Genomic DNA, 26,405 nt, shown 5'->3' on the forward strand with positions numbered 1-26,405 from the left:
CGGATGCCCGCGATGCCCGCGTCAGATCCGGCTCCCGGACGCGGTGTCCGAGGACAGACGCTGGGCGAGGTAGATCGGGATGACGGACAGCAGGACGAGGACGGCGGCGACGACGTTGACGACGGGGGCCTGCTGCGGGCGCGCCATGTTCGAGAAGATCCAGACGGGCAGTGTCTGGATGCCGGGTCCGGCGGTGAAGGTCGTCACGACGATCTCGTCGAAGGAGAGGGCGAAGGCGAGCAGGCCGCCCGCGACCAGCGCGGAGCGCACCAGCGGGAACGTGACGTCGACAAACGTGCGGAAGCTGTGCGCCCCGAGGTCCATCGCGGCCTCTTCGTACGACCCCGGCATGCGCCGCAGCCGGGCGATGACGTTGTTGAAGACCACCACGATGCAGAACGTGGCGTGGCCGACGATGACGGTGAACAGGCCGAGGCCGACGCCGAGCGGTTCGAGGACCGTGCGGAAGGCGGTGTTGAGGGCGACGCCGGTGACGATGCCGGGCAGCGCGATCGGCAGGACGACGACGAAGGAGATGGCGTCGCGTCCGAAGAACTTGTAGCGCTGGCACGCGAAGGCGATGAGCGTGCCGAGGACCAGGGCGATGGCGGTCGCGCCGAGCCCCGCCCTGACCGACGTCCACAGCGCGTCGCGGGCGCCGGAGCTGTGCCAGGCGTCGGCCCACCAGTCGAAGGTGAGCCCTGGCGGCGGCCAGCCCGAACTGCGGTCCGGGTTGAGGGAGTTGACGAGGACAAGGAGCAGCGGCACGTAGATCACCGCGAAGCCGAGCGCGGCGGCGATGCGCAGGGTGATGCGCGCGGGGCGGGAGAGATTCATCGGAGGGACCTTCGCTGTGCGTGATCCGGAGGGTCGGCGGGGGCGGGCGGCTGCCCGGGCATCAGGGGCTTCGCAGGCGCCGGAGACTTCTGGGCGTCACAGGCTGCTGAGGGCTCCGGTGCGGCGTACCGCGAGCAAGTAGAGCACGATGATCACTACGGGCACGGTGCCGAGCGCCGCGGCGAGCGGCAGGTCGAGGGTGATGTTGGAGTAGATGAGGTTGCCGATCAGCTGGGTCTTGCCGCCGACGATCTGTACGGCGATGTAGTCGCCGAGGCTGAGCGAGAACGTGAAGACGGAGCCGGCCGCGACGGACGGCAGGATCATCGGCAGAACGACGGAGTGGAAGGTGCGGCCCGTACGGGCGCCGAGGTCGGCGGAGGCGTCGAGGAGGCTGTCCGGGAGCTGTTCGAGTCCGGCGTGGATCGGCAGGATCATGTACGGCAGCCACAGATAGGTCAGGACGAGGACGGTGGCGGTGAGGCCGTAGCCCGGACCCTTGATGCCGAGCGGCCCCAGCACCCAGTCCAGCAGGCCGCCCTGGGCGAGGATGAGCCGCCAGGCGTACGCCTTCACGAGGTAGCTGGCCCACAGCGGGGTGAGGATCGCGACGACTAGGAGCGGCCGCCACCGGGGGTTGGCGATGCGGGCCGTGTAGAACGCGATCGGGAACGCGATGAGCACGCACAGCGCGGTGACCGCGAGGGCGACGCCGACGCTGCGCAGGGCGACCTGCCGGTAGACGTCGGTGGTGAACAGGGCGGTGAAATTGTCCGTGGTCCAGATCTTCACGACGTTCGAGGTGAAGGAGTCCGTGGTCCAGAACGCGGACAGGAACAGGACGGTGAGCGAGCCGAGATAGGCCAGGACGAGCCAGACCAGTGGTGCGGAGAGCAGCAGGGACAGCTGTAGCCGGGGGCGGCGGTACAGCGCCCCGGCGAGCCGCCGGACGGGTCCGGCGGCAGGCGCGGTGTCGGTCATCGGCGGCAGGTCCTAGCCCTTGATCTCGGTCCAGGCCTGGACCCACTTGGCGTACGGGACGCACTTGGTGTCCGTGCGGCCGTCGATGCACTGCGCGATGGGCGTGGTCCAGAAGTGGACGTTCTTCCAGTACGCCTCGTCGGCCGCGTGGTACGTGGCGCAGTGGTTCTTGTCGGCCGTGAGGTCACAGGCCTTCGCGTTGGCCGGCGCCTCGCCGAAGTACTCGGCGACCTGGGCGTTGGCCTCGGGCGAGATGATCCAGTCCATCCACTTGTAGGCGCAGTTGGGGTGCTTGGCCTTGGCGGAGAGCATCCACGTGTCGGACCAGCCGGTGGCACCCTCCTTGGGCAGGACGCCCTTCACGGGGACCTTCTCCGCCCGGGCGGTGTTGAGGATCACCTGCCAGCTGGTGCCGACGACGGAGTCGCCGCTCTTGAAGGCGGAGACCTCCTTGAGGTAGTCGCTCCAGTACTCGCCGACATTGGAGTTCTGCGCCTTGAGCAGGGCGACCGCCGCGTCGAACTGCTTCTGGTCCAGGGCGTACGGGTCCTTGATGCCGAGGGACGGCTTGGACTTCATCAGGTACAGGGCGGCGTCAGCGAGGTAGATCGGCGAGTCGTACGCGGTGACCTTCCCCTTGTGGGCCGAGGCCTTGTCGAAGACCGCGGACCAGGAGTCGGGCGCCGGGGAGACCTTCTTGGTGTTGTACATCAGGAGGTTGGCGCCGCGGCCGTGCGGGATGCCGTAGGCGACACCCTTGACCGAGTTCCACTGCTGGTTCTTCAGTCCGGCGAAGACGTCCTTGTAGTTGGGCACCAGCTTGGTGTTCACGGGGGCCGCGTCACCCGAGGCGATCAGCCGCAGCGACGCGTCGCCGGACGCGGAGACCGCGTCGTACTGGCCGGTCTTCATCAGGTTGACCATCTCGTCGGACGTGCCCGCGGTCTTGGTGTTGACCTGGCAGCCGGTCTGCTTCTCGAAGTCGGTGACCCAGTCGACCTTCGGGTCGTTCGAGCCGTCCTCGGCATAACCGGCCCAGGCGATCAGGTTGACCTGGCCCTCCGACTTGCCGAGGGTCTTCTGCGCGGAGAGCTTCGGCGGGGTGAAGTCGCTGCCGCCGGGCGAGGATCCGGCGGTGTCCGAGGAACCGCAGGCGGAGGCGAGGAGCAGGGCGCCGAGCGCGGCCACCGCTCGGGACGTTCGGGTCAGTCGCACGGGGATCTCCACGGTGAGGGGACGGGCGGGCAGGCGGTAACGGTCGTACGGGGTCTGCGGCGACGCGTGCGTGGCGCGCGTCAGGAACGCGGCGGGCCGGGGTCAACTCGCCTCGGGCACCTGGAAGTTGTGCCGCCGGCGCCACTGGAGTCTGACCCGGGAGCCGCGCAGGGCGGCCACGTCCTCGGACGAGGTCTCGAGGTTCTGCTGGAGGGCGGTGAGGCGGCCCCCGGCATCGAGGTCGACGAGGAACCGGGTCGCGTCGCCCAGATAGACGACCTCCGCGACGGTGCCGGTCGCGCTGGCGTGCTCCGGCTCGGCGGCGGCGGACTCCTTGAGCACGTGGATCTTCTCCGGGCGGATGCTGTACGTCGCCCGGTCCCCCACGACCTGCTCCGCCGCGTCGCCGGACAGGAGATTCGAGGTGCCGACGAAGCCCGCGACGAAGGGAGTGGCCGGACGCTCATATATCTGGGCGGGGGTGCCGACCTGTTCGACGCGGCCCTGGTTGAAGACCGCGATGCGGTCACTCATCGTCAGCGCCTCCTCCTGGTCGTGCGTGACGAAGACGAACGTGATGCCGATCTCCCGTTGGATCGCCTTGAGTTCGACCTGCATCTGCTCGCGGAGCTTCAGGTCGAGGGCGCCCAGCGGCTCGTCGAGGAGCAGCACCTTCGGGCGGCCGACGAGGGCGCGGGCCAGGGCCACGCGCTGACGCTGGCCGCCGGACAGCTGGGAGGGCCGGCGCCCGCCGAAGCCTTCGAGCCGCACGCTCGCCAGAGCCTCCCTGGCCCGCGCGAGGCGCTCGGCCTTGGGCACCTTGCGGACCTTGAGGCTGTAGGCGACGTTCTGCTCCAGGGTCATGTGCGGGAACAGGGCGTAGTCCTGGAACACGGTGTGCACGTCGCGTTCGAAGGGGGCCCGGCGGGTGACGTCGGCGCCCGCGAGCTCGATGGTTCCGGCGGTCGGGGCCTCGAAGCCCGCGATCATCCGGAGCACCGTGGTCTTGCCCGAGCCGGACGGCCCCAGCATCGAGAAGAACTCGCCGTCCGCGATCTCCAGGTCGACCCCGGCCACGGCCTCCGTCCTGCCGAAGGACTTGCGCAGGCTCTGCAGCCGGATGGCCATTCCCTCCATGGGCGGGAACCTTTCTGGTGCTGTCGGGAGTTGGCCGTAAACATATGAAGCCATAGTTCTAATTTCAAGGCCCCGCTAAGGTAAAGGCTGCGCCAAGTGGCAAGGTGGTGACCGTGAACCGAGACAAAACCGGCGTCCGAAGAGCCGTCTTCACACCCGTCGACACGCTCGCCCGCGTGGACGCCGTCGTGCGGCGGCTCGGTGACGCCATCGACCTGGGGCTGCTCGCCGACGGTGAGCAGCTGCCCGGCGAGAGCGACCTCGCCGCCCAGCTCGGTGTCTCCACCGTGACCCTGCGTGAGGCCCTCATGGCGCTGCGGCAGCGCGGCCTGGTCACCACCCGCAGGGGCCGCGGCGGCGGCAGCTTCGTCACCGTCCCCGACGGCCCCGCCGAGGACCGGCTCCTCGCCCGCCTCGCCGACTGGAGCACCGAGGAACTGCGCGATCTCGCCGACCACTGGGCCGCCGTCTCCGGCGCCGCCGCCCGCCTCGCGGCCCGGCGCACGGAGCCCGCCGATCTGCGGCAACTGCAGAGGTCTTTGGGAGAGTTGATGGACGCCAAGGACTCGGGGACCCGCAGCCGCATCTACGGTCGCTTCCATGTCGAGCTGGCCGCCGCCGCCCAGTCCGCCCGTCTGACCAGGGAAGAAGTCGCTCTGCAGACCGAAGTCGGGGCGCTGCTGCGCCTGGTGCTGCACGACGACGATCTCCTCGCGGACGCCGGGGACCGTCACCGCGCCGTGATCTCGGCCGTGCATGATGGGGCGGACGACCGCGCCAGGGCCCTGGCCGAACAGTGCGTGCAGACCTCCATGGCGCGCCTGATCGAACTCCGCCTCGGCCCGGCCGGCAACGCGAGCGGTCCCCGCCCGAAGGAGGCCCCCGATGGGCAGCAACCCCCGTCCCGCACACGCCGGATCGGCGCTGCTTGACGACCTGTCGGCAGCCGACGCGGCCGCCCGCGTCCGCGACGCGCTCGAAGGGGTCTTCGACGCCGTCGGCGCCACCGCCGCGGACATCGAGTCGCTGCTCTCCTCCGTCGCCTCCAAGGGCCGCCGCCCGGCCACGGACGACCTGTCCGCGCTGCGCCCCGGACTGCACACCCGGCTCGACCGCTACGACCTGGTCTCGGGGATCGGCTTCGTCGCGGCGCCCGGTCTCCTCGACGACGTACCCGCGTGGCTGGAGTGGTGGCAGCGGACCGCGGACGGATCCGTGCAGCGGCTGCTGCTCGACCTGGACCCCCAGCGCTCCGCGTACTCGGACTACACCCACTGGGACTGGTTCACGCTGCCCCGCGACACCGGGCAGCGGGCGGTCGCGGGCCCCTACGTCGACTACCTCTGCTCCGACGAGTACAGCCTCACGCTGTCCGCGCCCGTGACGGTCGGGGGCCGCTTCATGGGGGTGGCCGCCGCCGACGTCTACCTGCGGCGCTTCGAGTCCGTCGTCGTGCCGCTGCTCCAGCGCCTTCCGGGGCCCGCCCGTCTGGTGAACGCGCGCGGCCGCGTCGCCGCCTCGACGGACCCCCGCCACCTCGTCGGCTCCCTCACCAAGGGCCCCGACCTCGCGGCGGTACTGGCCGGACCGGCACAGGGCACGGACCACGACGGGCTGCGCCTGCTGCCGTGCGACGGCGTCCCGCTGATCCTGGCGACGGCGATGCCTTCCGCCATGCGGCCGTAGACCCAAGTCCTGTTCCTTCAGGCACCACCCGGCGCACGCACCGCCGCCGCGACTGCGCTGTACGCGCGACCGTCCACCACGTACTCGCCCAGGGGCCGCATACCGAACCCGTCCACGTGCACGCGCCAGGAGGGCCGGTTCGTGGACTCGATGAACGCGACCACCGCGTCGGCCCGCGCCGCGGCCGCCTCGACGGCCATGGTGAACAGGCCACGCGCCACCCCGCGCCCCCGGTAGGCCGCGTCGACGACCACGGGACCGTAGAGCAGCCAGCGCACCTCACTCAGCGGACGGCCCTCCCAGCGCAGCGAGTCCTGCGCGGCGAGCAGGCCCGCGACCGGTGGCGGTGGTGCGGGCAGTTCGTCGGGGCCGGAGAGGGCGAGGAGGCCCGCAATCCGACCGTCGTCGGCGGCGACCAGCAGCGTTCCGGCGGCGGCCATGGCGCGGAGTGCGGCGGCGTCGAAACCCCCTTGCACGAAGCCCTGTTCGTCCCGCTGCTGTTCCGTGAGGGCGTCGCGGTGGTTGGCGGCGAAGAGCGCGGCCATGGCGGGAGCGTCGGCCTCGGTGGCCCAGCGATACATCATGAAACCGATCCTGGCACGGCATGCACGGCATGCACGGCATGCACGGCATGCACGGCATGCACGGCATGCACGGCACGCACGGCGGCGGCTATCCCAGGAACGAGGCCACCGTCTCCGTGAAGCGATCGGGGTCGTCGACCCACGGGAAGTGGCCCGCGTCTTCCTGGACGACCAGGTGGGCGCGCGGGAACAGCTCCGCGACGGCGGCGGCGACCCGGGGCAGCGGGCCGCCGTCCCGCTCGCCCGCCAGGACCAGGACCCGCGCGTCCCACCCGGCCAGGGCGGCGCGGGCCGCGGCGGGGTCGAAGGCTCCGGCGGACGCGTAGAGATCCGCCGCCCGCTCGTTGGTCTGCTCGACCTCGCCGGCGGCGTGCGCCTCGGCGGCCGCGTCCCAGCGCCCGTAGAAGAACGGCACCGCCGCGTCGAAGTCGGCGTCGGTCGCGGTCCCGTCCCAGACCCGTCCGAACGCGTCGCGTGCGGAGGCGAACCAGGGTTCGTCCGCGCGCAGGTCCGCCGCTTCGAGCCGCTGCTCCGTGGTGAAGTCGACACCTAGGGCGCGTGCGCGGGCGGTGACCATGGTGAGGGTGCGGACCCGCTCGGGATACCTGGCAGCGTAGAGCAGCGCGAGGTCTCCGGCCGCCGAGTGCGCGAGCAGATCGACGCTCTCCAGGCCGAGTTGGACGCGGAGCGCCTCGACGTCGTCGGCCTGCCGGTCGCAGCGGTACGTGGACGGGTCCGCCGGGTCGTCGGAGTCGCCGGTGCCGCGCAGGTCCAGCAGGACAAGGCGGCGCCGCTTCGCGAGCCCGCCGAGGTCGCCGAGGTAGGCGGAGGCGCGCATGGGCCCGCCGGGCAGGCAGATCAGGGGCTCGCCGTCCCCCACGACGTGGTAGGCGAGCCGGGTGCCGTCGGGTGCGGTGAAGGCGGGCATGGCGTCATCCTCGGGTCCGCGCGCCGATCATGGCAAGCGGATTGGCCCCGGGCGGGTGGGGTCGGGAGCCGCTAGCGCGGATCCGGATCGGGTACGCGCGTGAACTCCCGTACAGCCGAAGCCAGTTCGGTCGGCCGGTCCAGGGGGATGAGGGTGTAGCTGTCCTCGATCACGACCAGCCGCCCGTGCGGGAGGAGCTCGGCGAGGCGCCGGCCGTGGTCGAGCGGCATCACGCGGTCGTCGCGCGCCCACACGACGAGCGCGGGCCGGTCGCATCCCGGCAGGCGCTCCGCCGCTCTGAGCAGGACGCGCGGGTCGCGGAACACCGCGCGCAGCATCCGTACGGCATCTCGGCGGATCTCCGGCTGCGTGACGACCGGCCTCATCCACCGACCGGTCGCGGCGCCGCCCCGTTTCGTCAGCCACCCGAACGCGACCGGCAGCCTCCGCACCGCGCCGAGCCGCATCTGCTGCATGAACAGCCTGAACATCCGTGGCGTCAGCTTCCCCGCGAGAGCGAGCGTCCGGCCGGTCAGCCCCGGTGGAAGGTTGTCGAATGCCTCGCACGAGACGAGCACCACGCGCCCCACACGCTCGGTCGCGCCCTCGGAGATGACCAGTTGAACGAGCGCCCCGCCGGTGTCGTTGCCGACGAGGGTGACGTCGCCCAGGTCGAGTCGGTCGAGGAACTCGACCACGAGGCGGGCGACGCCGGGCAGCGACAGATCGGCGCGTCGTCGCGCATCGCACGGCGGTGTGCGCCGAGGGGCAGCGTCGGCGCCACGCACCGGTGCTCGCCCGACAGTTCCGCGACCGGCCCGTCCCAGAGCGAGGCGTCCATCATCAGGCCGTGCAGGAAGACGACGGTGGGGCCACTGGCGTCCGCGTCCGTCTGCCCGCCCGTGTCCTCGTACTCGAAGGTCCCTGCGGACAGCTCGATCTCCCTCATGACCGGCTCCGGACCGAAGGATCGGCGGTCGCCGCGACACCATCGGCGACGGGTGCCTCATCGGTCAAGTGGCGCTGCAGAAACGCGAGTTCGGCCTCCACCGCAGGCTCGTGCGCATCCATGAAGGGTGCGTAGTGCCCACCCGGCAGGTGGACCACCTCGGCCTGCGGTGCACGCCGTGCCGCGGCGACGGCCGGCCCCGGCAGGGCGGACCGGTCCTGGTCGCACACGACGACCAGCAGGGGACACCGCGCCTTGGACGCCTGGCGGCCAGGCCGGTAGAAGCTGAGGCTCAGCGCCGTGCGGGCGGCGACCTCCTGCTGCCACTCCGGGTAGCGGTTGCCGGGGTTGAGCGCCCGGTCCCCGTCATTGCCGTCCGGCGTGGTGAGCACCGCCACGGTCCCGGGCGGCCCGGCGAGCGGTATCAGCAAGGGCTCGCGTCCGACGAGACCACCCGCGGCATCGAGCAGGCCCCTGACAGTGAGCCGCAGCATTCCCCACGGCGTCTGATGCGTCATCGCCCTGCGTGACGCCTCGGGTCCGTCGGCCAGCGGTGTCTGCGCGATCGCCGCCGCCAACTGCGGTGTGCGCGCCGCTACTTCGAAGATGTGGCCGCCCGATGCCGAGAAACCCCAGGCCGCGACCCTGGCGGGGTCGACGTCCGGCAGGGCGGCGGCGCACGCGATCGCGGCCCGCCAGTCGGCGAGCTGTTCCCCGATGTTCAGGATCTGGCGCGGCGCTCCCCCGCTTTCGCCGAGGCGCCGGTAGTCGAAGGCCAGGACGCCGAACCCGGCGGCGTGGAAGCGCGCCGCGAACGGGTCGGTGCCCGGCTCCTTGGTCACCCCGCCGCCGGCCGCCATGACCACGCACGCACCGTTCGACCCCGGGTAGTGCCACGCGGCGCATTCCGTGCCACCGCTGGGGAATCGCACGTTCTCCCGCTCCATGGACATCCGCATGACCGGCCTCCGAGTGGACCCGCGTGGATCCGAGTGGATGAGAAGCACCCTCACCAAAAGTGAACCACGTGGTTCACAAGCTGTCCACGGACTCCGCCCACGGGGTCCGGCAGGATCGGGGGCCGCCCGGGCGCCAGTTACGCCTCCGCGGCCTCCTCCCGCTCCAGCGCGCGGGCCAGCGCCTCGAACCCGGCGGCGACGCCTTCGGCGTCACCGCTGGTCCGCGCGTCCACCAGAAAGCCCCGGAGCGTGGCGAGGACCATCTCGGCGACCTCGAGCTTGCGACGGTCGGACCAGTGCCGGGGACACACGGACAGCAGCGTGGGCAGATACTGCTGCGACGCCTCACGGCCCAGCGCCGCATGGCGTTCCGGGTCGTACATCGCCAGCCCGATGGCCTGGTCGAGCACGCGCGCCTCCTCCCCCACGAGGATCGGCCAGACCGTACGCACCCAGTCCGCCAGCGTCCTGCGGTCGTGGCCCTCGGTGGCGGCGGCCAGCGCCTTCGCGATGCGCCGCTCGCGCAGCTGGACGATCGCCTGCGTGAGCAGGTCGTCGGCCCCGTCGAAGTGGTACAGGAGCACCTTGTGCGTGGTGCCGGCCGCTCGCGCCGCGCGCCGGAGCGAGAAGTCCACGAGTCCGTTGGCCGCGAGGTCTTCGGTGACGCGGGCGAGGAGTTCCCGCCGCCGGGCTTCACCGCGCGGCGACCCGGCCGACCGCCGGTAGCCCGCCCGCCCTGGTGAGCCCTCGTCGGCAGGGGTGTTCACATCGGCGGCTTCCATGGCCGGTCCTCCTCGCGCAGCGAACGCTCGGGCCGACCATAGCCTCAGAGGGCGGACCATGATCCGTAGGTCCCGCCGGGGTCCCGGTCAGCGAGGGAGCGCCGCCACCGGTCGCGGGCGCCGCAGCAGCCACTGCCAGAAGCCGCGGCGGGGCGGCCTGGGCGGCCGTATGGTGAGGCTGCCGCTGTGGACCTCACCCGTCATCTGGATGCGCAGCCTGACCGGCGTCACGGGCTCGGGCCGCGCCTGATGGCGCACGCTGCCACTGCGAACGGCAACATCGTCGACGTCGGCGACGACGTCCGGCGGCACCAGAAGCGTCACCGACCCGCTGCGCACCGCGACCTCGATCTCCAGGGTGGGCACCGCTATGACGGCCTGGGTGAAGTCGAGAACGACGGAACCGCTCCTGGACTCGATCTCCAGACGCCTGGGTACCACCCGGCCGCCGTCCCGCTTCGCGCTCGCGCTGTCGACGACGATCCGCGACACGTCTTTCGGGGTTGCGGCCGCGACCCCGGCGGCCCACGCGGGACCGGCGTCGGGCAGGTCGGCGAGCAGGGCCGCCAGCTCACCGTGGGTACGGGCCGTCAGCGCGGCCTCGAGCCGTTCGTCCAGCTCGTCCGCGGTCAGCCGGCCGTCACCGGCGGCGACCGTCAGCCGCTCCACGACCTGGTCGCGCTCCTCGTGCGACGCACGCAGCTCGCGGCGGTCTGGCACCATTTCACCGGGCATGGACGCACTCTAGTGGCGTTGCCGCCACCCGTGGTACCGGCCCGGGCGGCCACCCGCGATCGGCCCGCCCCGTCAGGAGTCCAGTACCGCCGCGACGCCCTCGATCTCCACGAGCTGGTCGTGGTACCCGAGCACCGTGACCCCCATCAACGTACTGGGGACGTCGTGGTCGCCGAACGCGTCGCGCACCACCTCCCACGCCGTCACAAGGTCCTCCTGGCGCGTGGACGCGACGAGGACGCGGGTGCTGATGACATCGCCGAGCGTGGCGCCGGACTCGGTGAGCGCCGTCCGCATGTTCTCGACGGCCTTGGCCGCCTGTCCGGCGTAGTCGCCGACGGCCGCCGTCGAGCCGTCCTCGTTCAGCGGGCAGGCCCCCGCGAGGAAGATCAGCCGCGCTTCCGCGGGCGCCGTGGCCGCGTAGGCGTACTCGGCGACGTCGGACAGCGAGGACGAGCGGATCAGCGAGACGGCGCGGGGCACGCGAATTCCTTTCGAAGCGGGTACGACGGGCGGTCATCCTCGCAAGGAACTTCGGCGGGCGCCCTGGATTTTCCCGGCGCGCAGGCGTGCGGGCGGCGAACAGCTGCCGCCATCGTCACACGAGGTGAAGAATGGACGAGAGGGGGAGCCACCTTCAGGACGGAGCGGGGCGCAGTGGGGACGAGCGAGCACAGCGATGCCACCGAGCAGCGCTTCGACGTGGCGGACGCCGCGCCGGTGCTGCTCGACACGCACGGGGTGGTGTCCGGCTGGTCGGGCGCAGCCGGGCGGCTGCTGGGGTACGCGGCCGCCGAGGTCGTGGGCCGGAAGGTGGCCGAGCTGCTGCTGCCCGCGGACGCGGCCCGGGTTCGCACGCTCAGCGAGCGGTGCAGGAGGGCCGGCGGCTGGTCCGGGATCCTGACGGCGAGGCACCGCGACGGCCACTCGGTCACCCTGATGGCACGCGTCGTCGAAGCGCAGCTCAGCCCTGGACCCGAGCGCTGGATCGCGCTCGTGACGGACCTGACGGGGGCGCCGGGATGGGACATGAGCCGCTCCGTCCTTGAGCAGATGTCCACGCGCTCCCCCTTGGGGATCGCCATCGTGGACACGGATCTGAGGTACGTGTGGTCGAACGAGGCGCTGGCACGGTTCGGCGGCGGCCCGGCGCAGGACCGTATCGGACTCAGGCTGGCGGACATCCAGCCCGGGCTCGACTCCGAGCGGCTCGAGGCGAAGATGCGCGAGGTCCTGGAGACGGGCGAAGCGATCGTGGACTACGAGCACGTGGGCCGCGTGCGGTCCGCCCCGCACCGCCAGATCGCCCACACCATGTCGTTCTCGCGGCTCAACGACGACAACGGGCACGCACTGGGCGTGTACTACACGGCTATGGACATCACCGACCGCTATCTGGCCCGGCAGCGGCTCGCCCTCCTGGACCGGGCCGGGGAGCACATCGGCCGGAGTCTGAACGTCCTGCAGACCGGGCAGGAACTGGCCGATGTGGCGGTGCTCGGCCTCGCGGACTTCGTCGCAGTGGATCTGCTGGAGTCGGTGCTCGAAGGGGCCGAGCCGACGCCGGGGCCGCCGAGCGACTCCGAGGTGGTGACGGTGCGGCGCGCGGGCCACCGGTCTGTACGCGACGGCGTCCCCGAGACCGTCGTCCACATCGGGGAGACGGTCCACTATCACGCGGATTCACCCCCCGTCCGCGTCCTGACCAGCGGCGAGTCCTGGCACGAGGAGCAGGTCGGCCCTCAGGCCGAGGACTGGACGGCGAGCGGCCCCGGCCGCCCGGCGGCCTCTCTCATGGAGTTCGGGCTGCACTCGATGATGATCGTGCCGATCCGCTCGCGCGGCGTCACGATGGGCATCACCAGCTTCTTCCGGCGGGACCGCCCGGACCCGTTCGACGCGGACGATCTGGCGCTCGCGGAGGAGCTCGTCGCCCGGGCCGCGATCTGCGTGGACAACGCCCGCCGCTACACACGCGAACGCGATGCCGCGCTGGTGCTTCAGCGGAGTCTGCTGCCGAGCCACCTGCCCGAGCAGAACGCGGTGGACGTCACCGCCTGCTACCGGCCGGCGGACGAGCTGACGGGCCTCGGCGGCGACTGGTTCGACGTCATCCCGCTGTCCGGCGCCCGGGTCGCCCTCGTCGTGGGCGATGTCCCCGGCCACGGCATCGACGGCGCCGCCGCCATGGGACGGCTGCGTACCGCGGTCCAGACGCTCGCCGATCTGGACCTGCCGCCGGAAGAGGTGCTCGCCCACCTCGACGACCTCGTCAGCAGAGGCGCACGCGAGGAGGACGCCGGCAGCGCGGTCCAGGCCGTGGGCTCCAGCTGTCTGTACGTGGTGTACGACCCGGTCAGCGGCCAGTGTGCCGTGGCCAGCTCCGCCCATCCCCCGCCCGCGCTCGTGACCCCCGACGGCGAGGTCTCCTTCCCCGACCTCCCGATCGGGCCTGCGCTCGGCACGGGCGGTCTGCCCTTCGAGGCGGCCGAGCTCTCCCTCGCGGAAGGCACTGTGCTCGCGCTGCACACCGACGGACTGCTCGCCGTCGACCCCCGGGAACCCGGCCGCGAGCCCGGCCTCGACGCGGGCCGGGAGCGCCTGCGCCATGCCCTGGAGCTGCGCGGCCCGTCCCTGGAGGGCCGCTGCGTGGCCGTCGTCGACGCGCTGGTGCCCGCGCGCCCGATCGACGATGTGGCTTTGCTGATGGCCCGCACCCGCCGTCTCGGCACCGGGCAGGTCGCGTCGTGGGATCTGGAGAGCGACCCGGCGGTCGTCGCCGAGGCGCGCAGGAAGGTCACCCGGCAGCTGTCCGAATGGGGGCTCGACGAACTCGCCTACACCACGGAACTCGTCGTCAGCGAACTCGTCACCAACGCGATCCGGTACGCGTCCGGGCCGATCCGGCTGCGTCTGATCGTCGAACGGGCGCTGATCTGCGAGGTGTCCGACGCGGGCGCCAGCGCTCCGCATCTGCGCCACCCCCGCACCACCGACGAGGGCGGGCGCGGGCTGTTTCTCGTCTCCCAGTTCTCCCAGCGCTGGGGAGCGCGTTACACCCTCGAAGGGAAGATCATCTGGGCCGAACAGTCCCTCACCGACGAACCGGACACCGGGACCGGGACCGACGGACCGCCCCTTGAGACGACGCGCTGATGCGGCGCCGCGCCACCGCATCCCCTCGAGGCCCCTCCAGGCCGGACTGAGGTCGCCCGATCACCGACTGCCGGGCGCTGATGTGCAGTTGACGTGTGGCGGTGCGCAGGATTTCCTGCTGCGATGACTGATCTGCGCATTGAAGAGGTGCAGGGCGACGCCCTGATCGAGGACTGGCGTCACGTCCACAACCTGATCATCCCGGCCGACCCGCTGTCCCTCGACGACGTGCGCGAGCGGGTGGGCCGCAACCATCTGGAAGTCGCCTATCTCGGCGACACCCTCGTGGGCTGCACGACGGTGCGCCCGCCGGCCGACGACACCGGCACGGCCACGGTGATCGCCCGAGTGCTCCCCGACCACCGGCGGCAGGGCTTCGGCGAAGTGCTCTACCGGCACGGCCTGGAGCACGCACGGACACTGGAAGCCGCCGTCATCGAGACGGTGATCCTGGCGTCGAACGTGGCCGGGGTGCGGTTCGCCGAGAAGCACGGGTTCGTGGAAGTGGAGCGCTACGTGCTGCCGGAGGACCCCGCGCTGTGGTTCACGATGCGACTCGCCGAGGACGGGCTCACCTGAGTATTCGTCTATCTTGGCGCGTATGCAGTCCTACACGATCGGCCAGGCCGCGCGGCTCCTCGGCGTGAGCCCGGACACCGCGCGCCGATGGGCCGATGCGGGCAGAGTGGCCACCCACCGTGACGCGGGTGGGCGGCGGCTCATCGACGGCAGGGACCTGGCCGCCCTCTCGGTCGAGGTCGCCAGGACCGCCGGCGAGGACGACATCTCGTACACCTCCGCGCGCAACGCCTTCCCCGGCATCGTCACTGCCGTGAAGCTGGGCGATGTAGCGGCCCAGGTGGAAATCCAGGCGGGCCCTCACCGGCTGGTGTCGCTGCTCACGCGTGAGGCCGTGGAGGAGCTGGGACTTGAGGTCGGCGCGGAGGCCACCGCCCGCGTGAAGTCGACGAACGTGCACATCGACCGCACCTGACGTCTGCGGGAGGCGGCCGCCTCATCGGCCTCGGGAACCGCCGGTCGGCTACGCCTCAACAGTCGCCCGTCGACGGGGAGTAGGTGTGCGCTCCCGCCAACTGTCCGCCGCGCGGGGCCCCGTCGACCGCGTCCCGGCCGGCGCTGTTCGCCCGGGTCCGGTGTGCCGATGACGCTCTCGCCCTCTCACGCCCACGACGTGTAACACCCGTCCACGCGAATCGCGTTGATGCCGCTGATGTGCCGCGCCCCGCAGCGGTCCTGGGGCAGGACGAGCTGGGGGCCGGCCCGGTCGAGGGGCGTGTCGTCGATGGTGACGGCAAGCAGGACGGGCGCCTGCCCGAAGTCCGGGTCGATCTCCGCCCAGGACAGCAGGGCGTGATGGCCGTCGTCTCCGGTCACCGCGATAAGGAACCGCAGCCGGTCCTTGCGCCGGGCGGGGTCGAAGCCGGGTCCCGCGTCGTGCAGGACGTCGTGCAGCAGCGGGCCCGCGAAGCTGTGCTCCTGGATGCCGCTGGTGGCGCACTCGAAGCTGACCCGGGCCGAATGCTGGGGCCAGTCGAGCAGATCGGGCACCGTCAGCCGGGCCGGGCGCGCGACATCGCCGGTCAGGGCGAGCTCTGCCACCGGACCGGCGGCCGTAGGGGATCGACGCACGGACCACCACCTCCCGAATGACCGTACCCGGGCCGAGGGCGAAGCAGTCTCATACAAACGCACATGCCTACCCCCGTCCGCACATGGTCCAGCTCATGCGATGTGACAAGAGACTTTCACCTCGCATCTGCGGCAGTATGATCCGTGCATGCGCACCTACCGGATCGGGGAGGCGGCCGCCTTGATGTGCGTCAGCGCCGACACCCTTCGCCGCTGGGCCGACGGCGGGAAGCTGCATGCCGAGCGTGACGAGCTGGGCCGCCGGAGCATCCCCGGGCCGGACCTGGCGTCCTTCGCCCGACAGCTGTACCGCACCGAGCGGACGAACAACGGATCCTCGGCGCGCAACCGCCTTTCCGGCATCGTCACCGAGGTGATCCTCGGGGACGTTTCGGCGCAGGTGGAAATCCAGGCCGGACCCTTGCGGGTCGTGGCCACGGTCAGCCGGGAGTCGGCCGAGGAGATGGAGCTGGAACCCGGTGTGCCTGCCGTCGCCGTGATCAAATCGACCAACGTGGTCGTCGAAAGTCCTTGAAGTGTCTGCCGGACGCTTCGCGGAGAATCAGCCCGTTTCTTCTCCAGAGAGCCCTAGGGAGTAACCCCGTGATGACCCGTTACGCGCGCCGGACCCGCCGGACCGTGCAGGTGACCGGCGTAGGCGTCGCCGCGCTGCTGGCGCTGAGCGCCTGCTCCTCCGGCTCGGACGCGTCCTCCCAGACTGACTCTTCCTCCTCGGCGTCCGCGGACTCCGCCAAGAAGCTCACGGGCACGGTGACCGTCTTCGCCGCCGCCTCGCTCAAGGAGAGCTTCACGACCCTGGGCAAGGACTTCGAGAAGGCCCACCCAGGTACGAAGGTGACGTTCAGCTTCGGCGGCAGCGACACCCTCGCCGCCAGCATCGCCGGTGGCGCGCCGGCCGACGTGTTCGCCGCCGCCAGCCCCAAGACGATGGCGATCGTGACGGACAAGAAGGACGGGAAGGGCACAGCCACCGCCCCGTCGACGTTCGTGCGCAACCAGCTGGAGATCGCGACCCTGCCGGGCAACCCCGACAAGGTCGCCTCCCTCAAGGACCTCACCAAGTCCGGCCTCAAGGTCGTGCTCTGCGACAAGACGGTGCCGTGCGGCGCCGCCGCGCAGAAGGCGCTGGACGCCGGCAAGCTGAAGCTCACCCCGGCCTCGTACGAGCAGGACGTCAAGAGCGCTCTGACGAAGGTGGAGTTGAAGGAGGCCGACGCCGCCGTCGTCTACAAGACCGACGTGAAGGCCGCGGGCAACAAGGTCGAGGGCGTCGAGTTCCCCGAGTCCGCCAGTGCCATCAACGACTACCCGATCGCCCTCCTGAAGGACGCGCCCAACGCCGAAGCGGCCAAGGAGTTCATCGCGCTCGTGCAGTCCCCCCAGGGCCAGAAGGTCCTGACGGCGGCAGGGTTCCTCAAGCCGTGACCGAGCTCGACAAGTCCGGGGCCGCGGCCGAGGTCCTCACGGGTGGTGACACCCGTGGGGCCGGGCCGCCGCGTCGGCGTGCCCGGCCGGGCGCCCGAGGACGCGGGGTGCCTCTCCCGCTTCTGCTGCCCGCCCTCCTCGGCCTCGCGTTCCTGCTGCTCCCCTTGATCGCCCTGCTCGTACGGGCCCCTTGGCGCAGCCTGCCGGACCAGCTGACGAGTCCGGAGGTCTGGCAGGCGCTCCAGCTGTCGCTGATCTGCGCGACGGCGGCCACGGCGGTGAGCCTGGTCCTCGGGGTGCCACTGGCCTGGCTGCTCGCGCGCACGGAATTCCCCGGGCGCGGCCTCGTCCGGGCTCTGGTGACGCTGCCGCTCGTACTGCCACCGGTGGTGGGCGGCGTGGCGCTGCTGCTGGCGCTCGGGCGCAACGGTGTCGTCGGGCAGTTGCTGGACTCGTGGTTCGGGATCACGCTGCCGTTCACCACGGCGGGGGTCGTCGTCGCGGAGTCGTTCGTGGCGATGCCGTTCCTCGTGATCTCCGTGGAGGGCACGCTGCGGGCCGCCGATCCGCGGTTCGAGGAAGCCGCCACGACGCTGGGCGCCTCCCGCTTCACTGCGTTCCGCAGGGTGACGCTGCCGCTGATCATGCCGGGTATCGCAGCGGGCGCAGTCCTCGCCTGGGCGCGCGCGCTCGGCGAGTTCGGCGCGACCATCACCTTCGCGGGCAACTTCCCCGGCCGTACGCAGACCATGCCACTGGCCGTGTACCTGGCGCTCCAGAACGACCCGGCCGCCGCGATCGCCCTCAGCCTGGTGCTGCTCGCCGTGTCGATCGCGGTCCTCGCGGGGCTGCGGGACCGCTGGATGACGGCGTCATGACCGGCGCCGCTCTCTCCCTCACGGTCCCCGCCGGACCGTCCGACCACCGGATGACCGCCTCATGACGCACATCGACCAGGTCACCGACGGCATCCGCGCCGAAGGCCTGGACGCCCACCTCGTCGTCGACCGCGGCACCTTCCGCCTCGACGTCGCCCTGAGCGTGGCCCCGGGCGACGTGGTCGCGCTCCTCGGACCGAACGGCGCCGGCAAGACCACCGCTCTGCGCGCCCTGGCGGGACTCATGTCTCTGACGGGTGGCCATCTGCACCTGGACGGCGCCGCGTTGGACCGTACGGCGCCCGAGTCCCGGCCGGTCGGCGTGGTCTTCCAGGACTACCTCCTCTTCCCCCATCTGAGCGCCCTGGACAACGTCGCCTTCGGCCCGCGCTGCCATGGCGTGCCCAAGACCGAGGCGCGTGAGCAGGCCGCGCGGTGGCTGGACCGCATGGGCCTCGCCGACCACCACGGCGCCAAGCCGCGTCGGCTGTCCGGCGGCCAGGCCCAGCGCGTGGCCGTGGCCCGCGCCCTGGCCACCCGTCCCCGGCTGCTGCTCCTCGACGAGCCGCTCGCCGCGCTCGACGCCCGCACGCGCCTCGACGTGCGTGCCCAACTCCGGCGCCATCTGGCCGAGTTCGAGGCCGTCGCCGTACTGGTCACTCACGACCCGCTGGACGCGATGGTGCTCGCCGACCGGCTCGTCGTCATAGAGCACGGGCGCGTCGTCCAGGAGGGCGCCCCCGCCGACATCGCCCGTCGGCCTCGCACGGACTACATCGCCCAGCTGGTCGGCCTGAACCACTACAAGGGGCAGGCCGGCGGGCACGTGGTGCGGGTCGACTCCGGTCCGGAGATCGCGACCAGCGAGGAGTTGTCGGGACCCGCCTTCGTGGCGTTCCCGCCGGGTGCCGTGACCCTGTACCGGGACCGGCCCACGGGCACCAGCGCCCGGAATCTGTGGCGCTGTCAGGTCGCCGGCCTCGAGACCCACGGGGACCAGATCCGCGCGGACCTCACGGGTGAACTCGAGCTCGCCGCCGACCTCACGACGGTCGCCGCCGCCGAGCTGAACCTGCACCCCGGCGCGCCGGTCTGGGCCACGGTCAAGGCGGCGCAGACGCACGCGTATCCCGCCTGACCCGGCGTGCAGGTCGCAGGCGCCCGTAACAAACTCGGCGCCTGCGACCTGCCAGGCGCTCACGCCCCCTCGCCTCGCAGATGCGACGGGCCTCACACGCAGCCGCACCCAACCCGACTACGGTGATGCCTATACAGGCCCAAAACCTGGCATTCCGCACCATTTCTGTGAGGCGTTCCGCATGAGCCTGAGCATCCGCAACCAGCTACCCGGCAGCGTTACGGGCATCACCGCCGGTGAGGCCATGGCGACAGTCACGGTCCGCCTCGACGGCGGCCAGGACATCACCGCGGCGATCACCCTGGATGCCGTCAAGGGCCTCGGCCTCGCCGAGGGATCCGCCGTACGTGCCCTGGTCAAGTCCACAGAGGTCTCCCTCGCCACCGGCACGGTCGAGGGCCTGTCCATCCGCAACCAGCTCCCCGGAACGGTCGACGGCGTCGTCGCGGGCGGCGCCATGGCCTCCGTCAAGGTCAGCATCCAGGGCGGCGAACTGACCTCCGCGATCACCAAGGACGCCGTCACCGACCTGGCCCTGGCCCCCGGCTCCTCGGTCGTGGCCCTGATCAAGTCGACCGAGGTCTCGCTCGCGACCGTGTAGCGGCCGGGGGCTCTGGTTACGTGACCGGGGAAACCCGGCCGGCCACCGGAGAGGCTGCCGCCCGGACGCACGTCACATGTTGATCATGTGTCCGGCCAGCCCGTGCACCGCCTCCTTCACGGCCTCGCCCAGCGTCGGGTGGGCGTGCACGTTGCGGGCCACCTCGTGGACGGTCAGGTCCCACTGCTGAGCCAGCGTCAACTCCGGGAGGAGTTCCGTGACTTCGGGGCCGATGAGGTGGGCCCCGAGCAGTTCGCCGTACCGGTTGTCGCTGATGACCTTGACGAAGCCCGTCGGCTCACCGAGGCCGTGGGCCTTCCCGTTCGCGGAGAACGGGAACTTCGCCACCTTCACGTCGAAGCCCTGCTCGCGGGCCTGCGCCTCGGTCCAGCCGAAGCTGGCGATCTGCGGCTGGCAGTAGGTGGCGCGCGGGATCATGGTGAAGTCGACCTCCATGGTCTCCGCGCCGCCGATCGTCTCGGCGGCGATCACCGCCATGGCCTCCGCCGCGTGTGCCAGCATCAGCTTCGCGGTGACGTCGCCGATCGCGAAGAGGTGGGGCACGTTGGTGCGGCCGCGTCCGTCCACGTCGATGGCGCCGCGCTCGGTGAGCCGTACGCCGGTGTTCTCGAGCCCGTATCCGGTGGTCCGCGGCGCGAAGCCGATCGCCTGGAGGACCTTGTCGGCCTCGATCACGCGCTGCTGCCCGTCCTTGGAGACCGTGACGCGTACCTTGGCCGCCGGATCGCTGTCGTCGATGGACTCCACCCGCGTCCCGGTGTGCACCTCGATGCCCAACTTGCGGTACTGCCGGGAGAGTTCCTTGGACACGTCGGCGTCCTCGGTCGGCACCATGCGGTCCAGGAACTCGACGACTGTCACCTTGACGCCGTAGTTGTGCAGGACGTAGGCGAACTCGACGCCGATCGCTCCGGCGCCCGCGATGACGATGGACTCGGGGAGCGTTTCGGTGAGGATCTGCTCCTCGTAGGTGACCACGCGGTCACTGAGGGCGGTGCCCGGCAGAAGGCGGGTGGTGGCGCCGGTCGCGATGATGCAGTTCCCGAAGGTGACGGTCTCGGTGCCGCCGGCCGTGAGGTCGATCCGGAGCGTGCGGTCGTCGGTGAACGTGCCGCGCCCGTCGTACTCGGTGATGTCGTTCTTCTTCATCAGGTAGTGCACGCCCGCGACCCGGCCGTCGGCGACCTTGCGGCTGCGCCGGTAGGCCTCGCCGTAGTCGAAGCTGACCTGCCCGTCGACGCGGATGCCGAAGGCCGAGGCCTGCTGCGTGAAGATGTGCGCGAGTTCGGCGTTGCGCAGGAGCGCCTTGGACGGGATACAGCCCACGTTCAGGCAGACACCTCCCCAGTACTTCTCCTCGACGACCGCCACGCGAAGACCCAGCTGGGTGGCGCGCACGGCCGCGGTGTAGCCACCGGGCCCTGCGCCCAGGACGACGACGTCGTAGTGCGTGGTACTCATGGAGCGTTCCTGCCGTTTCGGTGAGACGCGAGTCTGGCGCTGACGTGCACGACGGTACGTCCGAGACCCGGACCGCGCGAATACGCAACGCCCGCGCCTCCCCGGCCCACGCGCCGTCAGGCGTCGTGACGTTACGCCGTCACGCCAGGAAATCGATGGCCTCTCGACGCCCGCGCCCCGCACCCTGTCCAGCATGGAAGAACCGACCCGTAGGATCCGCGCCCTGCACACCGCGTCGACCGTGACGGTCTATCAGGCGTTCCGCCCTGACCTCGGTCTCGCCACGGCCCGTGAGGGGCGGTTCCCCCCGGCCTGGAAGCGGGACCGGATGACGTGGGTCATCTGATCCAGGGCTGCCGTCTCGCCGTCCTTTGACCGGCCGGCCTTTCAGGCTCGCGGTGCACCTGTTCACCAGCGGTCTTCCAGTCCGAGGGGCCACCCTTCGGCCGGCGTCGCACGCGGTGCCGCTCGCCGCGAAAGGTGGCCACTCGCGGTTCCACCGGCCGGGAAGAGGCCTCGGCCGGGCCGAGTTCAGGAGACCGCCGACGTCAGGTACGTCACGTAAACCCCTCCCTCGCAGCCGGGCATCTTCCGCAGCGTCCAGCGGCCCCGGACGGTCGCGGAGGAGAAGTTCGACTCGGCGTCGTCCTTCTCCACCTCACCGTCCTTCGCGGTGAATCCGGCCTTGGGGAGCTGCTTGTGCAGAAAGGCCAGGGTGGCGTCGAAGCCACTCCGTACGACCGTGGCGACGATCAGCCGGCCGCCGGTGCGGTGCTCCACCGAGATCACGACCGCGCCCTCGGGCACCGGCAGATCCGCCGGGAAGTCCTTGGGAAGCGGCAGTGAGGCGGCGGTGGGGCAGCCGCCGGGCGCGGAAGCGGCCGTGTACGGCGTCGCACGCAAGGGCCCGGCGTTCCGGGGCGTGGGCGAGCATCCAGTGACGGCCGCCAGACCGAGGACGGCGCCGACCAGCACGGGAGCCGATGCGAACGGCTTCACCTAGCGGCCTCCCTTGGAGTTCTTGTGCTTGCCGGCGACCACGGCGTCGTACGCGCCGTACAGCGTGTTGCCCGAGGACTGGCGGGCGATGGAAGCCAGTGCGTCGTAGTTCTGAGCGCCGCCGGTGGCGCAGGTGCCGGTGCAGCCGTCGGCGTAGGCGGCGAGCACGCGGCCCTGGGCGTCGAGGGTGACGTCGATGAAGTCCAGGAGGTTGCGGTCCTGGCCGCAGGTGGTGCCGCCCGTGCAGATGGACCCCTTCTGCACCGGGTCGGTGGGGGTGGCGTCGACGGTGACCCAGGACTGGCCACCGTCGTAAGTGGTGGCAACGTACAGGTGCCAGACGCCCTTGAAGTTGGCTGTGTCCTGGTAATTGCCCCCGGTGGTGGAGCCCAGGAAGGCGAAGGCGGCGCGGTTGTCGTCGCCCGCGGTCACGGCGGGGAAGACGATGTTCTTGATGCCGAGGGACGCGCCCACGTTCTGGTCGTACAGCCACGTCCTGCCCTTGTCGTGGCTGGCGGCGATCCGCGCGGTGCCGTCGCTGTTCTGGTAGCCCATGTACACAGTCCCGCCGGCGCCGATTCCGACGCTCGGGTCGGAGTCACCGGGGGTACTGGACGGGTTCTTGCGGACGGTCCACGTAAGCCCGTTGTCCTCGGAGACGGCCACGGCCTGGTTGCCGCCGCAGCCCTTGTTGGGCACGTACGCCGTGCCGCCCGGGGCGACCTTCACATGCCCGTGCAGGCCGCCGCAGTCCAGCAGCGAGTACATCGGAACGGCCGGCCCGTACGTCAGACCGCCCTCCCGGCTGACCGCGCAGGAGGCGTCGGCGATGTCCTGGGAGCAGTAGTAGACGGCGTTGGGGTACGCCGTGACGGCGCCCGGCGCGCCCGTGGTGAAGGGGCCGCCACCGATGGTCTGGTGGTCCACACCGGAGTTGATGCCCGAGCCGCCTGTCACCGTCCACGTCTCGCCGTCGTCGTCGGTGTAGCAGGTCAGAGCGGTCTTGCCGGCGAGCTGCGACTCGAAGGTGCGGTGGGTCGCCGGGTCGGTGAACAGGATCGGGTCGAGGCTGGTGGTGCTGCCCTGCGGACAGCCGTTGGCCGCGTTGGCGCTCTTGTCCTGCCAGGTGGCGGCGCCGGCGCCGTCGTAGGTGACCTTCAGCGTCGAGGTGTACGCCTGGAACATCGCGGCACTGGTTGCGCGGTCGACGCCGATCGAGGGTTCGCCGGCGTTGTGCGCGTCCTTGATGCTGTCGGGCGCCGAGGAGTTCGCGTACATCGGCGGGGTCGCCGTACTCGGCGGCGGATCGGCCGGATCGGCGACCAGGCTCGCGGTGCCGGTGAAGCTGTCGCCGAGCGGGGCGTACGGCACCACGCGCACGGTGTACGAGGCCGTCACCGCCGGAAGCAGCACGGTCTCCGGGTCGCTGGAAGAGGCGGAGGCGGCAACGTCGCGGCCGTCCGCGTCGAGGACGTACAGGTCGAAGTCGGCTGCGGAGTCAGGCCACTTGACATCGACGCGCAGGCTGTGACCGGCGTCGTAGCCCACGGGCACCGACGCCTTCAGGGTGTAGTCGTCGCAGAGTTGCGCATTCCCGCAGCTCACCGTCCCGGCAGTGCCGGAGACGTTCGGGACGGCGAAGGGACCGGCGCTCCACGTGGTCGTGGGCGCAGTGTCGCTGACCGATCCGGAGGGCGGGGTGGCGGCGTCGGCCGACACACTCGGCAGGGTTCCGGCGATGAGTGCCAGCAACCCGACGGCGAGACGCCCCCGCGACCACGGGTGGCGGTGAAGACGGAATGTCGAGAGGAGAGCCACAGGTACCTCGTAGGTTCGCGAGTCGGACCAAGGGTGGTGGTGCGTAGCGGTACGGGTGGTGCCTTCGTCTGCTCTACGAGGAGGCAGGCGGCGTCCGTCGCGAGAAACCGAAATCTTTTCGAAGCGGGCCGGACAGTGCACACGAGGGTGCACCAGAAAGGACTGCGAACACGGCTTGACGTGGATCAAGCCGTCGTTCCTGTGGATGATGTACCGCTCGGGCTGGGGCACCAAGGAGGGGCAGGAGACCGTCCTCGGTATCGAGATCACCCGTGACGGATTCGAATGGGCCCTGCGGCACGCCTGTTTGTCGCATTACGAGCGCGGCCTGCACCCCGACCGCGACACCTGGAAGCGTCGGCTCAAGCAGGCTCCCGCGCGCGTCCAGTGGGATCCGGAACGCGATTTGCGGCTCCAGCCGCTCCCGTACCGTTCGCTGCAACTCGGTCTCGCGAACGGCGCCGCGGGCCTGTTCGCAGATGAGTGGACGGCGTCCGTCACCGACGTGACCACCCTCGCGCACAAGGTGCGCGCCCTGGTGCGCGAAGGCGATCTCGACGCCGCCCGGCGTCTGCTACCCGAGGAGACGCCGTATCCGGTCGAGGACGATGTGCTGGACCACCTCGTGGTCGCTGCCGGGGAGAGGTCCACCTGATCGTCGTCATATGCTGTGCCCGCCCGGAGGAGGGGCGATTCACGTGAATGCACAGCGTTGCCCCTTGTGCGGGGCCGGAGCCGCTGCCGACCAGCCCCCGGCGTGCGCGTGCCCCAAGGCCGCACCGGAGATTCCGGCGAACCCGGTGTTCGGGCAGGTGGCCCCGCCCGGGCAGTCCGTCGGCCCGGTGGCCCAGGACGATCTGCGGCTCTTCGAGGGGCCGGTCATCGGCGGCTCGCCGGCCCGGACGCCGGAGCGTCCCGGCCCGCCCGGTCGCCGTCTGCGCGCGCCCGTGCGCCGCAGGCCATGGCTGCTCGCCGGTACGGCGGTGGTGGGTGTCGGGACGGCCGCTGTCATCGCCATAGCGAGCGGAGTGTTCAGCTCCGGAGCGGGCCCGAGCGAGGCGGTGTCCTCGGTCGACGATCCGGCCCTGCCCGTACCGACCGGTTCCACGTCGGCACGGACGGAAGGCCCCACCACTGAGAACGGCGGCAACACGAACCCCACCCGCTCCCCGGACCCGTCGTCCACGGTCTCGGGAACCACCTCGTCCGCGGCCTCCACATCCACATCCGCATCCGTCTCGGCAAAGTCCCCCACCGCGACGACTTCCGGGCCCGCACCCACGGTGTCTTCCGCCACCCGCCCCGTGACCGGCGCCCGAGTCCTGTCCACCGGCAGCCACGGCGGTCAGGTCAAAGACCTCCAACGACGGCTGACCCAGCTCCACTTGTACACGGAGCCGGTCGACGGCAGGTACTCGACCGACGTCGCGGACGCGGTCCACCGCTATCAGGTGGCCCGCGGCATCGACGAGGACCCCGGTGTGTACGGTCCCCGGACGCGGGCCGCGCTGGAGTCGGAGACCCGGCGCGGCTGAGAGCATGGCCGTCCGGCATCGTCCCGTACCACGTGAGGAAGTTGACCTGTCATGTCGTTCGTGCCTGCCGATCCGACCGTGCTTCACCCGATGCCGGGGCAGTCGCGGGTCGTGCTGCTCAAGCCGCTTGTCACCTCGCCGCTGATCGAGGTCGGCGAGTTCTCGTACTACGACGATCCCGACGACCCGACCGCCTTCGAGACGCGCAACGTGCTGTACCACTACGGGCCGGAGAAGCTGGTCATCGGGAAGTTCTGCGCGCTGGGCGAGGGCGTGCGGTTCATCATGAACGGCGCCAACCACCGTATGGACGGCCCTTCGACGTTCCCCTTCCCCATCATGGGCGGTTCGTGGGCGGACCACTTCGATCTCATCAGCGGGCTGCCCGGCCGGGGTGACACGGTGGTCGGGAACGACGTGTGGTTCGGCTACCGCACCACGGTGATGTCCGGCGTGCGCATCGGGCACGGGGCGATCATCGCCTCGGGTTCCGTGGTCGCCGCCGACGTGCCCGACTACGGGATCGTCGGCGGCAACCCGGCGAAACTCATCCGCCGCCGCTACTCAGACGAGGACGTCGAGCGCCTGCTCGCCCTCGCGTGGTGGGACTGGCCCGCCGAGCACCTCACCGAGCACGTGCGCACCGTCATGTCCGGCTCCGTCGACGCTCTGGAGGCCGCGGCCCCGAAGCCGCGGTGATCGGGGCGGCGGGCGTCGCCCGCCTACCGGGCGATCCCGCAGGCCACGGCGCCCGCGGGGTCGCTCCTTGCACTTGGTACACGCCAATGCCTTGACGCCACGATGAGCACTCCTTTAAATCAAGAAGTGAAGGAAGTGCCTCAAGTGGCCGTCGTCGGCGTTCACTTCCGGATGCTTCGCTGCTTCGTTGTCATGCACGCGACCCCCCAC

At 71.1% G+C, this 26,405-nt stretch carries 27 protein-coding genes and 2 pseudogenes; 14 read left to right on the forward strand and 15 right to left on the reverse strand.

The features are described 5' to 3' along the window. Positions 1-21 precede the first annotated feature (21 nt). The 4 genes from ACWIGU_RS06275 to ACWIGU_RS06290 all read right to left on the reverse strand — a co-directional run bounded on the left by ACWIGU_RS06275 (position 22) and on the right by ACWIGU_RS06290 (position 4,170). Positions 22-837, reverse strand: a complete 816-nt coding sequence (locus ACWIGU_RS06275; protein WP_454397971.1) for an ABC transporter permease — start codon at positions 835-837, stop codon at positions 22-24. A 96-nt stretch (positions 838-933) separates the two neighbouring features. Beyond that, a complete protein-coding gene (locus ACWIGU_RS06280) occupies positions 934-1,818 on the reverse strand; it encodes an ABC transporter permease (protein ID WP_454397973.1) in 885 nt (294 codons plus the stop codon). 12 nt (positions 1,819-1,830) lie between these two features. After that, on the reverse strand, positions 1,831-3,033 hold the full coding sequence (locus ACWIGU_RS06285) for an ABC transporter substrate-binding protein (protein WP_454397975.1): 1,203 nt from the start codon (positions 3,031-3,033) through the stop codon (positions 1,831-1,833). Between the two features lie 102 nt (positions 3,034-3,135). Continuing rightward, positions 3,136-4,170, reverse strand: coding sequence for an ABC transporter ATP-binding protein (locus ACWIGU_RS06290; RefSeq protein WP_454397977.1), 1,035 nt, complete (start codon positions 4,168-4,170; stop codon positions 3,136-3,138). 113 nt (positions 4,171-4,283) lie between these two features. On the opposite strand from ACWIGU_RS06290, the gene ACWIGU_RS06295 reads away from it, so the two are divergent. Then, a complete protein-coding gene (locus ACWIGU_RS06295) occupies positions 4,284-5,102 on the forward strand; it encodes a FadR/GntR family transcriptional regulator (RefSeq protein WP_454397979.1) in 819 nt (272 codons plus the stop codon). Then, positions 5,056-5,856, forward strand: coding sequence for a cache domain-containing protein (locus ACWIGU_RS06300; protein WP_454397981.1), 801 nt, complete (start codon positions 5,056-5,058; stop codon positions 5,854-5,856). The genes ACWIGU_RS06295 and ACWIGU_RS06300 overlap by 47 nt, the downstream gene beginning before the upstream one ends. Before the next feature lie 17 nt (positions 5,857-5,873). Here the strand turns inward: ACWIGU_RS06300 and ACWIGU_RS06305 are convergent, their stop codons facing one another. The 7 genes from ACWIGU_RS06305 to ACWIGU_RS06335 all read right to left on the reverse strand — a co-directional run bounded on the left by ACWIGU_RS06305 (position 5,874) and on the right by ACWIGU_RS06335 (position 11,276). Continuing rightward, on the reverse strand, positions 5,874-6,440 hold the full coding sequence (locus ACWIGU_RS06305) for a GNAT family N-acetyltransferase (RefSeq protein WP_454397983.1): 567 nt from the start codon (positions 6,438-6,440) through the stop codon (positions 5,874-5,876). Positions 6,441-6,528: 88 nt separating this feature from the next. Beyond that, on the reverse strand, positions 6,529-7,368 hold the full coding sequence (locus tag ACWIGU_RS06310) for an alpha/beta fold hydrolase (protein WP_454397985.1): 840 nt from the start codon (positions 7,366-7,368) through the stop codon (positions 6,529-6,531). A gap of 71 nt (positions 7,369-7,439) precedes the next feature. Continuing rightward, positions 7,440-8,378, reverse strand: a complete 939-nt coding sequence (locus ACWIGU_RS06315; RefSeq protein ID WP_454397987.1) for an alpha/beta fold hydrolase — start codon at positions 8,376-8,378, stop codon at positions 7,440-7,442. Beyond that, positions 8,314-9,249: an alpha/beta hydrolase gene (locus ACWIGU_RS06320; protein WP_454397989.1), complete on the reverse strand. Its 936-nt coding sequence runs from the start codon at positions 9,247-9,249 to the stop codon at positions 8,314-8,316. Before ACWIGU_RS06320 ends, ACWIGU_RS06315 begins: the two co-directional genes overlap by 65 nt. A gap of 164 nt (positions 9,250-9,413) precedes the next feature. Then, positions 9,414-10,058, reverse strand: coding sequence for a TetR/AcrR family transcriptional regulator (locus ACWIGU_RS06325; RefSeq protein WP_454397991.1), 645 nt, complete (start codon positions 10,056-10,058; stop codon positions 9,414-9,416). 87 nt (positions 10,059-10,145) lie between these two features. After that, complete coding sequence (locus tag ACWIGU_RS06330; RefSeq protein ID WP_454397993.1) at positions 10,146-10,793, reverse strand: DUF1707 SHOCT-like domain-containing protein; 648 nt, start codon at positions 10,791-10,793, stop codon at positions 10,146-10,148. A 72-nt stretch (positions 10,794-10,865) separates the two neighbouring features. Continuing rightward, the gene (locus ACWIGU_RS06335; RefSeq protein ID WP_100594553.1) at positions 10,866-11,276 is read right to left on the reverse strand and encodes a RidA family protein; all 411 of its coding nucleotides are present in this window, start codon (positions 11,274-11,276) and stop codon (positions 10,866-10,868) included. A gap of 174 nt (positions 11,277-11,450) precedes the next feature. Here ACWIGU_RS06335 and ACWIGU_RS06340 point away from each other — a divergent pair, with 174 nt between their 5' ends. From ACWIGU_RS06340 to ACWIGU_RS06350, 3 genes are all read left to right on the forward strand, one after another. Beyond that, the gene (locus ACWIGU_RS06340; protein WP_454397995.1) at positions 11,451-13,949 is read left to right on the forward strand and encodes a SpoIIE family protein phosphatase; all 2,499 of its coding nucleotides are present in this window, start codon (positions 11,451-11,453) and stop codon (positions 13,947-13,949) included. 123 nt (positions 13,950-14,072) lie between these two features. Then, positions 14,073-14,528 (forward strand): GNAT family N-acetyltransferase, encoded by a 456-nt coding sequence (locus ACWIGU_RS06345; protein WP_454397997.1) that lies wholly within the window; start codon positions 14,073-14,075, stop codon positions 14,526-14,528. 22 nt (positions 14,529-14,550) lie between these two features. After that, a complete protein-coding gene (locus ACWIGU_RS06350) occupies positions 14,551-14,943 on the forward strand; it encodes a TOBE domain-containing protein (protein WP_454397999.1) in 393 nt (130 codons plus the stop codon). Between the two features lie 185 nt (positions 14,944-15,128). Here the strand turns inward: ACWIGU_RS06350 and ACWIGU_RS06355 are convergent, their stop codons facing one another. After that, entirely contained in the window at positions 15,129-15,599 is a 471-nt protein-coding gene (locus ACWIGU_RS06355) for a molybdopterin-dependent oxidoreductase (protein WP_454398001.1), read from the reverse strand. Positions 15,600-15,747: 148 nt separating this feature from the next. Between ACWIGU_RS06355 and ACWIGU_RS06360 the strand changes: the two genes are divergently transcribed. The 5 genes from ACWIGU_RS06360 to ACWIGU_RS06380 all read left to right on the forward strand — a co-directional run bounded on the left by ACWIGU_RS06360 (position 15,748) and on the right by ACWIGU_RS06380 (position 19,662). Next, complete coding sequence (locus ACWIGU_RS06360; RefSeq protein WP_454398003.1) at positions 15,748-16,134, forward strand: TOBE domain-containing protein; 387 nt, start codon at positions 15,748-15,750, stop codon at positions 16,132-16,134. Between the two features lie 71 nt (positions 16,135-16,205). Then, positions 16,206-17,045: a molybdate ABC transporter substrate-binding protein gene (gene modA / locus ACWIGU_RS06365; RefSeq protein WP_454398005.1), complete on the forward strand. Its 840-nt coding sequence runs from the start codon at positions 16,206-16,208 to the stop codon at positions 17,043-17,045. Continuing rightward, a complete protein-coding gene (gene modB / locus ACWIGU_RS06370; protein WP_454398007.1) occupies positions 17,042-17,923 on the forward strand; it encodes a molybdate ABC transporter permease subunit in 882 nt (293 codons plus the stop codon). The genes modA and modB overlap by 4 nt, the downstream gene beginning before the upstream one ends. A 61-nt stretch (positions 17,924-17,984) precedes the next feature. Beyond that, a complete protein-coding gene (locus ACWIGU_RS06375; RefSeq protein WP_454398009.1) occupies positions 17,985-19,061 on the forward strand; it encodes an ABC transporter ATP-binding protein in 1,077 nt (358 codons plus the stop codon). Between the two features lie 181 nt (positions 19,062-19,242). Then, on the forward strand, positions 19,243-19,662 hold the full coding sequence (locus tag ACWIGU_RS06380) for a TOBE domain-containing protein (RefSeq protein ID WP_356275073.1): 420 nt from the start codon (positions 19,243-19,245) through the stop codon (positions 19,660-19,662). A gap of 72 nt (positions 19,663-19,734) precedes the next feature. On the opposite strand, the gene lpdA is transcribed toward ACWIGU_RS06380, so the two are convergent. Beyond that, complete coding sequence (gene lpdA, locus ACWIGU_RS06385) at positions 19,735-21,144, reverse strand: dihydrolipoyl dehydrogenase (RefSeq protein WP_454398011.1); 1,410 nt, start codon at positions 21,142-21,144, stop codon at positions 19,735-19,737. 193 nt (positions 21,145-21,337) lie between these two features. Here lpdA and ACWIGU_RS06390 point away from each other — a divergent pair. Then, a pseudogene (locus ACWIGU_RS06390) lies at positions 21,338-21,484 on the forward strand (DUF4291 family protein); the annotation flags it as partial. 191 nt (positions 21,485-21,675) lie between these two features. On the opposite strand, the gene ACWIGU_RS06395 reads toward ACWIGU_RS06390, so the two are convergent. Beyond that, positions 21,676-22,143: a hypothetical protein gene (locus ACWIGU_RS06395; RefSeq protein WP_454398013.1), complete on the reverse strand. Its 468-nt coding sequence runs from the start codon at positions 22,141-22,143 to the stop codon at positions 21,676-21,678. Then, positions 22,144-23,862 carry a sialidase family protein gene (locus tag ACWIGU_RS06400; protein ID WP_454398015.1) on the reverse strand — a complete coding sequence of 573 codons (1,719 nt, stop codon included), beginning with the start codon at positions 23,860-23,862 and terminating at the stop codon, positions 22,144-22,146. It lies immediately after the preceding gene. A gap of 274 nt (positions 23,863-24,136) precedes the next feature. On the opposite strand from ACWIGU_RS06400, the pseudogene ACWIGU_RS06405 reads away from it, so the two are divergent. The 3 genes and pseudogenes from ACWIGU_RS06405 to ACWIGU_RS06415 form a co-directional block, all read left to right on the forward strand. Further along, positions 24,137-24,616: pseudogene (locus tag ACWIGU_RS06405) on the forward strand (DUF4291 domain-containing protein); the annotation flags it as partial. 43 nt (positions 24,617-24,659) lie between these two features. After that, complete coding sequence (locus tag ACWIGU_RS06410) at positions 24,660-25,496, forward strand: peptidoglycan-binding protein (RefSeq protein WP_454398017.1); 837 nt, start codon at positions 24,660-24,662, stop codon at positions 25,494-25,496. A 51-nt stretch (positions 25,497-25,547) separates the two neighbouring features. After that, a complete protein-coding gene (locus ACWIGU_RS06415) occupies positions 25,548-26,195 on the forward strand; it encodes a CatB-related O-acetyltransferase (protein WP_454398019.1) in 648 nt (215 codons plus the stop codon). The last annotated feature ends 210 nt before the right edge of the window (positions 26,196-26,405 follow it).

The sequence above is a fragment of the Streptomyces sp. NPDC055400 genome (assembly GCF_053644375.1).

What these genes read in the sequence shown, in the direction of transcription:
- ACWIGU_RS06275 (WP_454397971.1), bottom strand. Translation starts at nt 837, where the DNA reads ATGAATCTCTCCCGCCCCGCGCGCATCACCCTGCGCATCGCCGCCGCG.
- ACWIGU_RS06280 (WP_454397973.1), bottom strand. Translation starts at nt 1,818, where the DNA reads ATGACCGACACCGCGCCTGCCGCCGGACCCGTCCGGCGGCTCGCCGGG.
- ACWIGU_RS06290 (WP_454397977.1), bottom strand. Translation starts at nt 4,170, where the DNA reads ATGGAGGGAATGGCCATCCGGCTGCAGAGCCTGCGCAAGTCCTTCGGC.
- ACWIGU_RS06300 (WP_454397981.1), top strand. Translation starts at nt 5,056, where the DNA reads ATGGGCAGCAACCCCCGTCCCGCACACGCCGGATCGGCGCTGCTTGAC.
- ACWIGU_RS06305 (WP_454397983.1), bottom strand. Translation starts at nt 6,440, where the DNA reads ATGATGTATCGCTGGGCCACCGAGGCCGACGCTCCCGCCATGGCCGCG.
- ACWIGU_RS06310 (WP_454397985.1), bottom strand. Translation starts at nt 7,368, where the DNA reads ATGCCCGCCTTCACCGCACCCGACGGCACCCGGCTCGCCTACCACGTC.
- ACWIGU_RS06315 (WP_454397987.1), bottom strand. Translation starts at nt 8,378, where the DNA reads ATGAGGCACCCGTCGCCGATGGTGTCGCGGCGACCGCCGATCCTTCGG.
- ACWIGU_RS06325 (WP_454397991.1), bottom strand. Translation starts at nt 10,058, where the DNA reads ATGGAAGCCGCCGATGTGAACACCCCTGCCGACGAGGGCTCACCAGGG.
- ACWIGU_RS06330 (WP_454397993.1), bottom strand. Translation starts at nt 10,793, where the DNA reads ATGCCCGGTGAAATGGTGCCAGACCGCCGCGAGCTGCGTGCGTCGCAC.
- ACWIGU_RS06345 (WP_454397997.1), top strand. Translation starts at nt 14,073, where the DNA reads ATGACTGATCTGCGCATTGAAGAGGTGCAGGGCGACGCCCTGATCGAG.
- ACWIGU_RS06350 (WP_454397999.1), top strand. Translation starts at nt 14,551, where the DNA reads ATGCAGTCCTACACGATCGGCCAGGCCGCGCGGCTCCTCGGCGTGAGC.
- ACWIGU_RS06360 (WP_454398003.1), top strand. Translation starts at nt 15,748, where the DNA reads ATGCGCACCTACCGGATCGGGGAGGCGGCCGCCTTGATGTGCGTCAGC.
- modA (WP_454398005.1), top strand. Translation starts at nt 16,206, where the DNA reads ATGACCCGTTACGCGCGCCGGACCCGCCGGACCGTGCAGGTGACCGGC.
- ACWIGU_RS06375 (WP_454398009.1), top strand. Translation starts at nt 17,985, where the DNA reads ATGACGCACATCGACCAGGTCACCGACGGCATCCGCGCCGAAGGCCTG.
- ACWIGU_RS06380 (WP_356275073.1), top strand. Translation starts at nt 19,243, where the DNA reads ATGAGCCTGAGCATCCGCAACCAGCTACCCGGCAGCGTTACGGGCATC.
- lpdA (WP_454398011.1), bottom strand. Translation starts at nt 21,144, where the DNA reads ATGAGTACCACGCACTACGACGTCGTCGTCCTGGGCGCAGGGCCCGGT.
- ACWIGU_RS06415 (WP_454398019.1), top strand. Translation starts at nt 25,548, where the DNA reads ATGTCGTTCGTGCCTGCCGATCCGACCGTGCTTCACCCGATGCCGGGG.